General features: G+C 69.1%; 11 protein-coding genes. 1 reads left to right on the top strand and 10 read right to left on the bottom strand.

Annotated features, from left to right (window positions below; all coding sequences use genetic code 11):
• Positions 1-83 precede the first annotated feature (83 nt).
• On the top strand, positions 84-1,010 hold the full coding sequence (locus ACQEVZ_RS32055; protein WP_433373388.1) for an RDD family protein: 927 nt from the start codon (positions 84-86) through the stop codon (positions 1,008-1,010).
• 799 nt (positions 1,011-1,809) lie between these two features.
• On the opposite strand, the gene ACQEVZ_RS32050 is transcribed toward ACQEVZ_RS32055, so the two are convergent.
• From ACQEVZ_RS32050 to manA, 10 genes are all read right to left on the bottom strand, one after another.
• Complete coding sequence (locus ACQEVZ_RS32050; RefSeq protein WP_354890922.1) at positions 1,810-2,850, bottom strand: ABC transporter ATP-binding protein; 1,041 nt, start codon at positions 2,848-2,850, stop codon at positions 1,810-1,812.
• Positions 2,847-3,968, bottom strand: a complete 1,122-nt coding sequence (locus tag ACQEVZ_RS32045; protein ID WP_344501620.1) for an ABC transporter ATP-binding protein — start codon at positions 3,966-3,968, stop codon at positions 2,847-2,849. The genes ACQEVZ_RS32050 and ACQEVZ_RS32045 overlap by 4 nt, the downstream gene beginning before the upstream one ends.
• A complete protein-coding gene (locus ACQEVZ_RS32040) occupies positions 3,965-4,876 on the bottom strand; it encodes an ABC transporter permease (protein WP_344501621.1) in 912 nt (303 codons plus the stop codon). Before ACQEVZ_RS32040 ends, ACQEVZ_RS32045 begins: the two co-directional genes overlap by 4 nt.
• Positions 4,869-5,855 (bottom strand): ABC transporter permease, encoded by a 987-nt coding sequence (locus ACQEVZ_RS32035; RefSeq protein WP_433373383.1) that lies wholly within the window; start codon positions 5,853-5,855, stop codon positions 4,869-4,871. Before ACQEVZ_RS32035 ends, ACQEVZ_RS32040 begins: the two co-directional genes overlap by 8 nt.
• Before the next feature lie 78 nt (positions 5,856-5,933).
• Positions 5,934-7,691, bottom strand: a complete 1,758-nt coding sequence (locus tag ACQEVZ_RS32030; protein WP_433373380.1) for an ABC transporter family substrate-binding protein — start codon at positions 7,689-7,691, stop codon at positions 5,934-5,936.
• A 285-nt stretch (positions 7,692-7,976) separates the two neighbouring features.
• Positions 7,977-9,236, bottom strand: a complete 1,260-nt coding sequence (gene efeB, locus ACQEVZ_RS32025; protein WP_344501624.1) for an iron uptake transporter deferrochelatase/peroxidase subunit — start codon at positions 9,234-9,236, stop codon at positions 7,977-7,979.
• Between the two features lie 46 nt (positions 9,237-9,282).
• Positions 9,283-10,425, bottom strand: coding sequence for an iron uptake system protein EfeO (efeO, locus tag ACQEVZ_RS32020; RefSeq protein WP_344501625.1), 1,143 nt, complete (start codon positions 10,423-10,425; stop codon positions 9,283-9,285).
• A 31-nt stretch (positions 10,426-10,456) separates the two neighbouring features.
• Complete coding sequence (efeU, locus tag ACQEVZ_RS32015) at positions 10,457-11,299, bottom strand: iron uptake transporter permease EfeU (RefSeq protein ID WP_433373375.1); 843 nt, start codon at positions 11,297-11,299, stop codon at positions 10,457-10,459.
• A gap of 164 nt (positions 11,300-11,463) precedes the next feature.
• A complete protein-coding gene (gene ahcY / locus ACQEVZ_RS32010) occupies positions 11,464-12,954 on the bottom strand; it encodes an adenosylhomocysteinase (protein ID WP_344501627.1) in 1,491 nt (496 codons plus the stop codon).
• 311 nt (positions 12,955-13,265) lie between these two features.
• The gene (manA, locus tag ACQEVZ_RS32005; RefSeq protein WP_344501628.1) at positions 13,266-14,399 is read right to left on the bottom strand and encodes a mannose-6-phosphate isomerase, class I; all 1,134 of its coding nucleotides are present in this window, start codon (positions 14,397-14,399) and stop codon (positions 13,266-13,268) included.

The following is a 14,399-nucleotide window of genomic DNA, read 5'->3' as shown; positions in this document are numbered from 1 at the left end:
GCGCCGGCACTCCCGGTGGTCCGGTCGCTCGGGGGTGCGCGCGGGGACGCACGGTGGTGCGGCCGTGTAGGACACTGTTGCGCATGCACATCGCCACGGCCCCCGAAAGTCCAGGAGACCGCCTGGTCAGCGGCGAGGCCGTGGAGCTGGACGTGCGGGTCGCCCGGATCGGCTCACGGGCCGTAGCGCTCATCATCGACGCCTTCGGCCAGGCCGTCCTGTTCATGCTCCTGTTCGTGGCGGCCTCGTTCCTGCGCCTCATGACCGACGCCGCCGGCCTCTTCGACGACGGCCTCGGCCAGGCCATCTTCACCGTCATCCTGGTCGTCACGGCCCTGGGCTACCCGGCCTTCTTCGAGACCGTCCTGCGCGGCCGCACCCCCGGCAAGGCCGCCATGGGCCTGCGCGTGGTCCGCGACGACGGCGGCCCGGTCCGCTTCCGCCACGCCTTCACCCGGGCGCTGCTCGGCCTGGCCCTGGAGTGGCCCGGCCTTCTCCTGCCGGTGGTCACCTGGGTCGCCAGCCTCGGCACCATGCTCATCGGCCGCAGCGGCAAGCGCCTCGGCGACTGGGCCGCCGGCACGATCGTCATCCACGAGCGCACCCCGGCGAGCTGGGGCTGGGTCCCGGCCATGCCGCCGCCGCTGCGCTCATGGGCGACCCGCCTGGACCTCACCGGCCTCGACGACAGCCTGGCCCTGGCCGTCCGCCACTTCCTGGCCCGCAACCGTGAGATCACCGAGCCCTCCCGCACCGCCCTCGGCCGCGCCCTGGCCCGCGAGGTCGCGCTCTGCACGACCCCACCCCCGCCCCGCGAGGCCCCGGGCTGGGCGTACCTGGCCGCCGTCATCGCCGAACGCAACCGCCGCGCCACCGCCCAGCTCGTCAAGGCCCGCGCCGCCTCGTCCAGCGTCTGGCCGGACCTCCACGCCGCCGCCGGCCCACACCTGGTCGGCCCGTTCGAGCCGGCCCCACCCCCGACCGCCCTCCGCCCCGCCGTCCCCCGCTGACCCCTCCCACCCATCGACCACAACCCCAACCCACCCACCGCCCCTTCCACGCCCCCTTCAACCGACGACGCCGCACCACCGCACCCGCCGGCCGCACAGCCGCCACCCCCAACCCTGCGGACACCGCTCACCGCACCACACCGTCGCAGGACTCCCCACTTCTGTGGACGCCGCATCCGCACCCCGCCGCCACGGAGCTCCCACTTCTGTGGACGCCATGCCCCCACCCTGTGCACGCCGCCTCCGCATTCCACCGCCACGGGGCTCTCACATTCCGCACTCCACTCCCCGCGCTCCGGGGCCGGGTCGACCTCCCTCCGCCCCACACTGCCTGGGACTCCCCGAACTTCCGCTGTGTTCTTCGCTGCCGGCCTCCGCACTCCCGCCCTCACGCCTCCCCTCGCCCGTTGCTCTCCGCTCGCCCGTTGCCCACTTCGCTTGCACTCCTCGCACGCCCGCACTTGTCGCACGCCTGTTCTCCTCGCCCGCCCCCTTCGCTTGCCGGGCTCCTGCTCGCAGGCTTCTCACCGCCATCCCCCTCCACACAGACATTGATCAATGCCCAAGAATGCGGCAATTGCTCCATAGACGTTTCGCTATCAGCCCACAAAAATATCTCTAAAATGAAGGTGGATCGCGCAACGTCTATTCCGAAATCAGGGCAATTCCGGGCATTGATCAATGTCTGTGCGAATAGAGGCACCGCGCGCTGCGGGACTCGAAACCGAGAACGAACGGCCCCGGCTGGAGCCTCGCGGGTGGGCGGGGTCCGGGCCGGGGCCGTGAGTGGAGCGTGTGCCTAGACCAGCTTGACGGCCTCGGCGTAGTGGCAGGCGCTGCGGTGGCCCTGGCCCCGGTCGGTGAGGGCCGGGACCTCGTCGGTGCAGAGCTTGCGTTCGGTGTCGGTGAGCTCGGTGGCGAACTTCGGGCACCGGGTGCGGAAACGGCAGCCGCTCGGCGGGTTGACCGGGCTCGGCACGTCGCCGGTGAGGAGGATGCGCTTGCGGACGCGTTCCTTGCGCGGGTCGGGCAGCGGGATCGCCGAGATCAGCGCCTGGGTGTAGGGGTGCGACGCCCTCGTGAACAGCTCCTCGACCGTCGCCGTCTCCACGATCCGGCCGAGGTACATCACCGCGACACGGTGGGCGATGTGCCTGACCACGGACAGGTCGTGGGAGACGAAGAGGTAGGACAGGCCCAGCTCGCTCTGCAGGTCCTCGAGCAGGTTGATGACGCCCGCCTGGATGGAGACGTCCAGCGCGGACACGGGCTCGTCCAGGACCAGGACCTTCGGGCGCAGCGCCAGGGCCCGGGCGATGCCGATGCGCTGGCGCTGGCCGCCGGAGAACTCGTGCGGGTAGCGGTTGCCGTGCTCGGCGTTGAGGCCGACCGTCGACATCAGCTCGCGGACCTTCGCCGGGCCGCCGTCGGAGAAGAGGCCGTGGATGCGCAGCGGCTCGGCGATGATCTCGAAGACGGTCATGCGCGGGTCGAGCGACGCGAACGGGTCCTGGAACACGATCTGCAGGTCGCGGCGCAACGGGCGCATCTGCGAGCGGGACAGCCCGGTGAGCTCCTTGCCCGCGTAGTGGATCTCGCCGCTGGTGGGGCGGATCAGGTTGAGCAGCAGGCGGGCCGTGGTCGACTTGCCGCAGCCGGACTCGCCGACCAGGCCCAGGGTCTCGGTGCCGCCGATCTCGAAGGAGACGTCGCAGACGGCGTGCACCTCGCCGACCCGCCGGCGCAGGATGCCGCGGGATCGGACCGGGAAGTGCTTGACCAGGTTCTTGGCGGAGATGACCGTGCCGGTGACGGCGGGTTTCGTGGTGTCGATGGTCATGAGGCGTCCTCGGGCGTGTCGGCGGCCAGGTCCGTGTCGGCCACCGCGACCTCTTCGGTGTCGACGTCGACGGAGGTCACCGCGAACACGTCGGTGGCCTGGGTGTCGACGAGCTGGGTGCTGAAGTGGCAGGCCGCGGCGTGCTGGCCGTCGAGGTCGACCGGGAGGAGGTCGGGCTCGACCTCCTCGCAGATGTCCTGGGCCATCGGGCAGCGGGGCCGGAAGGGGCAGCCGGGCGGCAGGTTGAGCAGCGACGGCGGCGTCCCGACGATCGGCGTGAGCCGGGCGTCGCGGCCCTCGTCGACGCGGGGCAGGCTGCCCAGCAGGCCGAGGGCGTAGGGCATCCGCGGGCGGTAGAAGATGTCGTCGACGGTGCCCGACTCGACCAGCTTGCCGGCGTACATGACGCACACCCGGTCGGCGTGACCGGCGATGACGCCGAGGTCGTGGGTGATCAGCACGAGCGCGGCGCCGATCTCCGTGCGGGCCGCCTCGAGGGCCTCCAGGACCTGCGCCTGGACGGTGACGTCGAGCGCGGTGGTCGGCTCGTCGGCGATCATGACCTCGGGGTTGTTCGCCATCGCGATGGCGATGACGACCCGCTGGCGCATGCCGCCCGACATCTCGTGCGGGTAGTTGTTGACCCGCTGCTCCGGGTACGGGATGCCGACGACCTTCAGCAGCTCGACCGCCCGGTCCCAGGCCGACCGCTTGCTGACGTCGTGGTGCACGAGCACGGCCTCGGCGATCTGCTTGCCGATGGTGTAGACCGGGTTGAGCGAGGTCAGCGGGTCCTGGAAGATCATCGCCAGGTTCTTGCCGCGGATCTTGCTCATCTCGCGGTCGTTCTTGCCCAGCAGCTCCTCACCGCGGAAGCGGGCCGAGCCGGTGATCTTCGCGGAGCCGGGCAGCAGGCCCATGAGCGCGAGCGACGTGACCGACTTGCCGGAGCCCGACTCGCCGACGATGCCGAGCGTCTCGCCGCGCCGCAAGGTGTACGACACCCCACGGACCGCCTTGACGAGGCCGTCCTCGGTGGGGAACGAGACGCTGAGGTTGTCGACCTCCAGGACGGTGTCCGTCGCGGTTGGGCGGGTGTTCAGTTCGATGGAGGTCATCGGCGCACCAGTGTCTGTCGGGGGTCGAACGCGTCGCGCAGGCCGTCACCGATGAAGTTGACCGTCAGCGCGATGAGGATGATGAACAGGCCGGGGAAGTAGAACAGCCACGGCTGGTCCTGCACGGAGAGCTTGGCGTCGTTGATGAGCAGGCCCAGCGAGGTGTCGGGCCGCTGCACGCCGAAGCCGATGAAGGACAGCGCGGTCTCGGCGAGGATCGTGGTCGCGATCGTGACGGTCGCGGCGACGATGATCGAGCCGAGCGCGTTGGGCAGCAGGTGCCGCACGATGATGCGCAGGTCGCTGGCGCCCATCGCCTTGGCCGCCTCGACGAACTCCTGCTCGCGCAGCGACAGCACGACGCCACGGACGACCCGGGAGATGCCGGCCCAGGCCAGGAACGACAGCACGAGGGCGAGGCCCCACCAGCTGGCGCCGCCCTGGAGGTTGACCGACAGGGTCACCGCGATCGCGATGCTGGGCAGCGTGAGCACCACGTCGGCGATGCGCATCAGCACGCCGTCGGCCCAGCTGCGGTAGAAGGCCGCGACGGCGCCCCACAGCGCGCCGAAGGTGGTGGCGATCAACGCGACCAGCAGCGAGATCTTCAGCGACTGCTGCGTGCCGCGCATGCTCTGGCCGAGCAGGTCGTGGCCGGCCTGGTCGGTGCCGAGCGGGTACTCCGCGGACGGCGGCGAGAAGCTCGGGCCGTCGATGTACGCGTAGTCGTACTTCCACACCAGCGGCCCGACGAACGCGAACAGGACGATGAGCAGGAAGAGCACGAGGCTGCCGACGGCGAGCTTGTGGCGCAGGAAGCGGCGGAGCACCAGCTCGGCCTGGGAGCGCTGACGCGTGGTCAGGACGGGGGTCGCCTCGGGGGCCTGGGTGGCCAGTGAGCTACTCATAACGGATCCTCGGGTCCAGCACGGCGTAGAGGAGGTCGGCGACGATGTTGAAGAGGATCACGACGACGCCGGAGACGAGCAGCCAGCCGAGCAGTGAGTTGACGTCCCGCCGGGTGACGGACTCCAGCAGGTAGGTGCCCATGCCGGACCAGTTGAAGACGGTCTCGGTGATCACCGCGCCGCCGAAGATGCCGCCGATGTCGACGGCGGTGATGGTGGCGAGCGGGATCAGGGCGGTGCGCAGGGCGTGGCGGACCATGACCTGCCGGCGGAGCAGCCCCTTGGACCGGGCCAGCCGGACGTAGTCGCTGTTGAGGACCTCCAGCATCGCGCTGCGCTGATATCGGCTCCAGGCCGCGTACGTGATGAGCGTCAGCGAGATGGTGGGCAGGACCATGTGCCCCGCGATATCGGTGATCTTGCCCCACGTGTCGAACGAGTCATGGTTGTAGTCCTGATCGCCCAGCGTGTAGAAGACCTGTGAGCCGGTGCTCTGGTTGTACGCGACGCCGGCCTCCTTGAGCAGCAGCGCGAGCCAGAACGACGGGATCGACAGCGCGAGGAAGCCGACGAAGGTGAAGCCGTAGTCGACCTTGCTGTACTGCTTGACCGCGCTCAGCACGCCGGAGACGACGGCGAGCAGGACGGCCAGCAGCATGGCGACGAAGACCAGCCGGAGCGTGACCCACAGCCGGTCGCCGAGCTGGTCGCCGATGTTCAGGGTCTTCTCGGTGGACTGGCCGAAGTCGCCGTGCAGGATGAGGTTGCCCAGCCAGTTGAAGTACCGCTCGTGGAGCGGCTTGTCGAGGCCGAGCCGGTGGGCCTCCAGCTGTCTGGTCTCGAGCGGGACCGGTGGGTTCCGCGCTTCCATGTCGTCAATGGGGTTGCCCGACAGTGAGGCGATGACGAACACGAATATCGAGGCGGCGATGAGCACCGGAATTCCGATCAGGAGCCGGCGCACCGCATAGGCGATCATGAGTTTCCTCCGCTTATTGGCAGGTGCGGGAGGACCCCGGACGCACGCGGCGTCCGGGGTCCCCGTCGATCCGGTGCGTCAGGCCGCTTTCTGGCCCCACTCCTGGATGTTGTACGTCGGGCTCCACTGCGTCGCGTTGTCCCGGATGTTGACGTAGTCCGAGTAGGTGAACGTCAGCGTGGGCTTCTGCGCGATCGGGAGGACATAGGCCTCCTTCGACAGGATCTCGTCGCCCTGGTTGATCAGCTCGGCGGCCTTCTTCGGGTCGAGCGAGCGGGCACCCTCGTTGGTCAGCTTGTCGACCTCGGCGTTGGAGTAGCTGCCGTAGTTGCCGCCGTTGCCGGTGACCCAGTTCTGCTCGGCCGCACCCTGGTACAGCGGGCTGCCGACCCAGGCGAAGATGATCATGTCGTAGTCGGCGCTGGAGAGGGTCTTGCCGAGCGTCTCGGTGACCTCGATCTTGATGTCCAGGCCGATGTTCTTCAGGGCCGCCTGGACCAGCTCACCGGTCGTGGCGCGCAGCTGGTTGCCCTTGGTGTGACGGAAGCGCAGCGGCGGCACGGCCTCGCCGGACTTCGTGATGAGCTTGCCGCCCTCGATCTTGTAGCCGGCGTCGGTCAGGATCTTCTTGGCCTTCTCGACGTCACCGGAGCCCTGACCCGTGGGGGACACGACGTCCTTGTAGTTCGGGTCGCCGGGGAAGAAGTTGTGGCTGCCGAGCGGCTTCGCGGCCTTGTCGAACACACCGTAGGTCTTGTCGATGACCGACTTGACGTTGATCGCGGTGAAGATCGCCTGGCGCAGCGCGAGGTCGGACAGGTACTTGTTCTTCAGGTTCAGGTCCAGGTGCTCCCACTGGTACCCGTGACCGATGCGGTAGATGACACCGGGCGTCTCGGCCGCGCCGTTCACCAGAGCCGCGTTCGGCTGCGGCGACATGCCGGTGATCTCCTTGTTCTTCAGGGCCGGGATGACGCTGCCCTGGTCGATCACGAACTTGAAGACGACCTTGTCCAGGGACGGCTTGACCTTGCCGTACCACTTGTCGTTCTTCTTGAGCACCAGCGACTGGTCCTTGTTGAACGTGTCGATGACCAGCGGGCCACCGGACCAGGTCGGCACGGTCTCGCTGAACCAGTTGGCGGCGCTGTTGACGCCCTCGGGCTTGTTCAGGTCGAAGCCCTGCTTGGTCGCGAGGTGGGCCGGGTAGAGGCCGTCGGTGGAGTAGAGGCCCTTCCAGTCGGCGTAGGTCTTGCCGTCGTCGAAGGTCACCGTCACGGTCTTGCCGTTGTCGGAGCCGACGATGCTCTTGATCAGGTCATAGCCGGAGGTGCTGGCGGGCGTGCACTCCGAGCAGTGCTCCTTCTTCCCGGAGTTCTGCTTCCAGCCGAAGATGAAGTCGTCGGCGCTGATCGCGGTGCCGTCGTTCCAGACCGCGTCGGCCTTGATCTTGTAGACCACGGTCTGCGGGTTCTGGTTGGTGAGCTCGGCCGAGGTCATGAGGTCGGCGTTGAGGGTGAGCTGGCCGCTCGGGTCGGACTTGTAGACCTGCGGGATGACACCCGACAGCGCCTGCGAGGCGACGAGCGTGTTGCCCTCTTCAGTGGTGATGTTCCAGCTGGTGAAGCTCTGCTCGAGGCCGAAGATGTATTCACCGCCCGGCTTGGTGTTGCCGCTGTTGCAGGTGTTCGGGCTCTTCTCGCAGTCGGCGAAGCCGGCGTTGGACGTCGGCGTCTCCTTCTTGGTGTCACTCCCGCCACCGCAGGCGGTCAACGTGAGCAGCGAAGCCGCCGCGACCGCGACGAGGCTGGTGAGCCCCTTCGATCTCGTGCGCATGGTCTCCTCCAGTCAGGAACGACAGCCCTGGCCACGATGAGTCCGCGGTCGCGGGCACGACCGTGGGCCAACCAGGCTGCGTTGTGGTGCCTAAAGGAAACGACGCGATGGGCAACCTGCATAGAGGATGTAGAGATTCGTAACTGTCCCGTTATGCGGACTGTTGGCCGACCATTTGCCCAACGAAATGGACGTTCTGAAGTGCGGTTGTTACAGATGGTGAAAGTAGATCTTGCTGACTTGCGCCCGAAATATCCGAGAAACATGCCTTCGAATCCGTCGAAACTACGCGAAGAGCGCCCGACCCCAGAAGTCGTCGGCGGCACGGATGCCAGGAGGGCAGGCGAACAAACCACTTGACACATGGCGGATGTACTCGTTGAGCGCGTCCTGCCGGGCGAGCCGGGTCTGCATCGGCACGAACTGCCGGCGCGGATCCCGCTGGTAGGCGATGAAGAACAGGCCTGCGTCGAGGCGGCCGAGCCCGTCCGATCCATCGACGAAGTTGTACCCGCGGCGCAGCAGCCGCGCACCCTCGTTGGCGTCGGGGTGCGCGAGCCGCACGTGCGCGTCGGCGGCGATGGCCGGCCCGCCGTCCGCGCCCTTCGCGTCGAACTTCGGCAGGTCGAACTCGGCCTTGCCGCCCAGCGGCGCGCCCTCGCCCTTGTCCCGGCCGATGATCGCCTCCTGCTCGCCGAGCGACGTGCGGTCCCACGTCTCGATGAGCATCCGGATCTTGCGGGTGACGACGTAGGACCCGCCGGTCATCCACTCGGCGCCGTCGCCCGGCTGCACCCACAGCTGCTCCTTGAGCAGCTGGGTGTCCTCGGCCTTCAGGTTGGCGGTGCCGTCCTTGAACCCGAACAGGTTGCGCGCGGTGACCTGGCCGCGGGAGGTCGACGAGGTGCGGCCGAAGCCCAGCTGCGTCCAGCGGACGCTGACCACCCCGAAGCCGATGCGGGCGAGGTTGCGCACGGCGTGCACCGCGACCTGCGGGTCGTGTGCGCACGCCTGGATGCAGATGTCGCCGCCGGAGATCTCCGGCTTCAGCGTGTCCTTGGCGAAGCGCGGCAGGTCGGCGAGGGCCGCCGGCCGCTTGTCGGCGATGCCGAAGCGGTCCTTGCCGTCGGCGGTGCGGAACAGCGTCGGCCCGAAGCCGATCGTGATCGTCAGGCCCGACGGCGGCAGGCCGATCGCCTCGCCCGTGTCGTCCGGGGCGGCCTCCGGGGCGCCGGCGACCGCGCCGATGCTGCCGGCGTCGCGGCCCGCGGTCATCCGCGCCGCTGCCATCGTCCACTTCTCCAGCAGCTCGACGAGGTCCGCCTTCTTGTCGGTGATGACGTCGAAGGCGACGAAGTGCAGGCGGTCCTGGGCCGGCGTGACGATGCCGGCCTGGTGCTCGCCGTAGAACGGGATCGCCGCACCCGCGTCGGAGGCCTGGGCCGGGTGGGTGGCGCCGTCGATCAGCGTCACCCCCGCCACGCCCCCTGCCGCGGCGCCCACGACACCCGCACCGGTGAGCCCGAGCATCTTGCGGCGATCCATCGATCTTCCTTTCGCGTTGGCTGCGTCGGTACGGCCTGCTGCCGTGCTACTTGGCGGCGACCAGCGGGGCGACCTTGCTGATCGGCTCGGCGAGGGCGTTGATCGCGTCGCCGAGCTGCTTGAGCTCGGTCTCGGACAGCTCGTTGTGCAGCTTCCAGCCGTCGCCCTTGCGGTGCTTGTCGAGCTCGGCCTGCGCCGCGGCGAACTTGTCCTCGAGCGTCTTGGCGAGGGCGGCGTCCTTCTCCTCGATCATCGGGCGGAGCGCGGCGATCGCGGCGCGGGAGCCTTCGAGGTTGGCGGCGAAGTCCCACAGGTCCGTGTGCGAGAAGATGTCCTCCTCGCCGGTGATCTTGCCGGTGGCGACCTCGTCGAGCAGCTCCTTGGCACCGTTGGCCAGGTTCAGCGGCGACAGCTGCACGCTGTTGGCCTTCTCCACGATCGTCTTGACGTCGGCGAGCAGCTTGTCGGCGGTCGGGCCGGACTTGCTGACGTCCTTAGTGACCCAGAGGTCCTTCTCGATCTTGTGGAAGCCGGTCCACTCCTGGCCGGCCTCCAGGTCCGCCTCGCGGGCGTCGATGGCCGGGTCGAGGTCGCCGAAGCTCTCCGCGACGGGCTCGATGCGCTCCCAGTACGTGCGGGCGATCGGGAAGAGCGCCTTGGCCTTCTCCATGTCGCCGGCCTTGACCGCGTCGACGAACTCGGTGGTCTTGTCGATCAGCGCGCCGGTCTGGCTCTTCACGTAGCGCTGGTAGTCCTGCGTCGCCTGAGCGAGCTTCGCGTCGTCGGTGAGCGGCTTGGCGTCGCCGGTGGCCTTGAAGCCGCCGCGGATGCCCTTGCCGGCCATGCCGGGCTTGCAGGCCGTCTCGTACGTGCCGGCGGGCAGCTCGACGATGAGCTCGCGGCTCAGACCGGGCGCCACGTTCTCGACCTCGCCCATGATCCGGTCGCCGGCGGCGAAGACGTAGAACTCGGTGACCTTGGCGCCCTTGTTGCTGACCGTGAACGTCACCGGCCCGGACGTGACCTCGGTCTTGGAGACCTTGCACTCAGTGTCGGTCGCGGTGACGGCGATCTTGCCGTTGCCGGCCTCGCCACCGGCCTTGGCGCCGTCCTTGCTGTCGCCGCAACCGGCGAGGCTCAGCGCCGCGGCAGTGCCCGCGCTCACCGCGATCAGGGCTGATTTACGCATGGTTCTCCTACGGAAGTGAGGGTGCGGGCGTTCAGACGGAGGTGGAGACCGGCGTCGGCGCCGGCTTCGGGGTCTTCTTCAGCAGCGGCAGCAGGAACAGGAAGAGGACCGGGATGCCATAGGCGAGCCAGGCGACCGTCTCCAGCACCGTCGGCTGCGGCGTGATGTTGAACATGCCGCGGAGCAGCTCGGCGTACCAGGCGTCGGGCGGCAGCGCGCCGGTCACGTCGTACGCGTGCGTGTTGATCCCCGGCAGGACACCGCTCTCCTGCAGGTCGTGCACCCCGTACTTGAAGATCCCGGCGGCGACGAGCACCAGCAGCGCGCCGGTCCAGGTGAAGAAGCGGGTCAGGTTGATGCGGACGGCGCTGACGTACAGCAGCCAGCCGAGCACGACCGAGGTGAGCAGGCCGAGGCTGATGCCGATCAGCGGCTCGGCGGAATCCTGCGTGCCCTGGGCGGCGGCGTAGAACAGGATCGAGGTCTCCAGGCCCTCACGGACCACCGCGAGGAAGGCCATGCCGGCGATCGCCCACGCGCCGACCTGGATCGCCTCCTCGAGCCGCCCGCGCAGCTCGGCGGCCATCCTGCGGGCCATCCGGCGCATCCAGAAGATCATCCAGGTCACGAAGACCACGGCGGCGAACGACGCGCACGCCTCGAACAGCTCCTGCTGCTCGAAGCTCAGGGTCGCCGCGCCCGCCTCGAGAAGGGCGGCGAAGCCGATGGAGAGCAGCGCGGCGGCGGCCACCCCGGCCCACACGAACTTCAGCAGGGGCTTGCGCTCGCTCTTGACCAGGAAGGCGACGAGAATGGAGACCACCAGGGTGATCTCAAGCCCTTCACGCAGGCCGATCAGGTAGATGGCGGTCATTCGGGGCTCCGCAGGTTAGCCGAACCTTACTTAGGTCAGCGTTACCTTACCGGCGGGGCCCGGGTTCTACAAGTTGTAGAAGCGCGAGGGCCCGGCCGTGTGAACGGCCGGGCCCTCTGGTGCTTTGGCGCCTGCTTCGCGGTGCTAGCGGCTCAGTAGGCGGCTCAGTAGCGGTAGTGCTCGGGCTTGTAGGGGCCCTCGACCGGGATACCGAGGTACTCGGCCTGCTTCTTGGACAGCTCGGTGAGCTTGACGCCGAGGGCGTCCAGGTGCAGCCGGGCGACCTTCTCGTCGAGGTGCTTGGGCAGCGTGTAGACGCCGACCGGGTAGTCCTCGAGCTTGGTGAACAGCTCGATCTGCGCGATGACCTGGTTGGTGAAGCTGTTGGACATCACGAAGCTCGGGTGGCCGGTCGCGTTGCCCAGGTTGAGCAGGCGGCCCTCCGACAGCACGATGATCGAGTGGCCGTCGTCGAACTTCCACTCGTCGACCTGCGGCTTGATGTTGATCCGCTTGACGTCGGAGCGCTTGGTCAGGCCGGCCATGTCGATCTCGTTGTCGAAGTGGCCGATGTTGCCGACGATCGCCTGGTGCTTCATCTGCGCCATGTGGTCGGCGGTCAGCACGTCGAGGCAGCCGGTCGCGGTGATGAAGATGTCGGCGGTGGAGACGACGTCCTCGATGGTGGCGACCTGGTAGCCGTCCATGGCGGCCTGCAGCGCGCAGATCGGGTCGACCTCGGTGACGATGACGCGGGCACCCTGGCCGCGCAGCGACTCCGCGCAGCCCTTGCCGACGTCGCCGTAGCCGAACACGACCGCGACCTTGCCGCCGATCAGCACGTCGGTGGCCCGGTTGATGCCGTCGATGAGCGAGTGGCGGCAGCCGTACTTGTTGTCGAACTTCGACTTGGTGACCGAGTCGTTGACGTTGATCGCCGGGAAGAGCAGCTTGCCCTGCTGGTGCATCTCGTAGAGCCGGTGCACGCCGGTGGTGGTCTCCTCGGTCACGCCCTTGATGCCGGCGGCGACCTTGGACCAGCGGCCCTTGTCCTCGCTCAGCGAGGTGTGCAGCAGCTGGAGGATGACCGCGTACTCCTCCGAGTCGGCGGTGTCGACCGCCGGGACCGCGCCGATGCCCTCGAACTCGGCACCCTTGTGCACGAGCAGCGTGGCGTCACCGCCGTCGTCGAGGATCATGTTGGGCGCCTCGCCGTCCGGCCACAGCAGGACCTGCTCGGTGCACCACCAGTACTCCTCCAGGGTCTCGCCCTTCCAGGCATAGACCGGGATGCCGGCCGGGTTCTCCGGCGTGCCCTCCGGGCCGACCGCGATCGCGGCGGCGGCGTGGTCCTGCGTCGAGAAGATGTTGCAGCTGGCCCAGCGCACCTGCGCGCCGAGCGCGGCGAGGGTCTCGATCAGCACCGCGGTCTGGATCGTCATGTGCAGCGAACCGGTGATCCGCGCGCCCCGCAGCGGCTGCGACGCGGCGAACTCACGGCGGATCGCCATCAGGCCGGGCATCTCGTGCTCGGCGAGCTGGATCTCCTTGCGCCCGAAGGCCGCGAGGGAGAGGTCGGCAACCTTGAAGTCACCCTCGGCCACGGTCTTCGGGCGGTCGCCCTGGGCGATCCGCGGCGGCAGCGTGCTGGTCATGCAGTCTCCTGGTCTGTGGGCCGGATCTGGATCTGGGCCCGAATGCGAGCCGCGCTGATCGACCAGTCGCGGCCAGGCCCAAAGCGGCGCGACTCTTACGGTACGCGGCATGGCACTAGTGATGACCACCGGCCTTTGGACAGCGCACGGGGCGGTGAGATCACTCTCACCGCCCCGTGCTTCCCCCCGGTTTGGCTCTCCCGCGTGAGGCTCAGACTCAACGTCGAACCCTGCGTAGTCAGAACACTACCCTGTGCAGTCGTAATGTCAAGGCAAATACGGACAAGATGCCGCGTTTTGGGTTGCGGCTTCTACGGGGTGGCGGCCTGGAAGACGTCGCCCTCGCCGCTGATCGCCAGCTCCCCCCGGGACGCGGGGGCGAAGGCCGCCTGCCCGGCCTCGAGGGTGACCGGCACCACGCCGTCGTCGACCCGGACGCCACCGCGCACGCACAGCACGATCCGCGGGCCGCCACCGGGCAGCCGGACCGCCGGGGTCCCGGCGTCCAGGACCGCCCGGTGCAGGGTGAAGTCGTCGACCGGCACCGGCCAGGTCACGAGACCCGGCCCGACCTGCGTGGGACGGGTGACGGGGTCGTCGAGCACCTCGAAGCGCAGCACCCGCAGCAGCTCCTCGACGTCGACGTGCTTCGGGGTCAGGCCGCCCCGCAGCACGTTGTCGGAGGCGGCCATGATCTCCACACCGACGCCCCGCAGGTAGGCGTGCAGGTTGCCCGCGGGCATCCAGACCGCCTCGCCGGGGTGCAGCCGGACCCGGTTGAGCAGCATCGCGACGATGACGCCGGCGTCTCCCGGGTACTGCTCGGCGAGCTCCACGGCCAGGGCGTAGGCCCCGCCGCGGCCGGCGCACGCCGCCACGACCTCGTCCACCAGCGCCGCGTCGGGCTTGGCCAGCAGGCCGCGCACCGCGTCGTGCAGGGCGGCGGCCTTGTCGTCCTGGCGCAGCGCGCCGACGGTCTCCTCCAGCCCCGCGACGCCGAGCGCGGCCAGGTCGGCCGCGGTGACCGCCGGGTCCCGGAAGCCGCACAGCGCGTCGAACTCGGTGAGCGCGACCAGCATCTCCGGCTTGTGCCACGCGTCCACGTAGGACGGGTGGCCCGCCGCGTGCGCCTCCCGGGCCTGGGCGAGCGTCGGGTGCGCCTGAAGCGACAGCGGCTGGGCCGCCGCGAGGATCTTCAGCAGGAACGGCAGCCGGGCCCCGAAGCGCTCGACCCCGGCCGCCCCGAGCAGGCCGGCCGGGTCCGCGGCGATCGCGTCGGTGAGGGTCGTGCCGCTCACCGCGAGGCGGGACGGGCTCGCGGGGTGCGCGCCCATCCACAGCTCCGCCTCCGGCTCTGCCGTCGGCGCGGGGCGCCCCTGCAGCGTGGCGATCGCGGTCTGCGACCCCCACGCGTACTTGCGGATCGGACTGTCGAGCAGCTCCAC

This window comes from Dactylosporangium sp. CA-152071, from assembly GCF_050936335.1.
Taxonomy (GTDB): domain Bacteria; phylum Actinomycetota; class Actinomycetes; order Mycobacteriales; family Micromonosporaceae; genus Dactylosporangium; species Dactylosporangium maewongense.
Note: the sequence above shows the minus strand (reverse complement) of the source record. Positions and strands in the feature narration are given on the sequence as shown.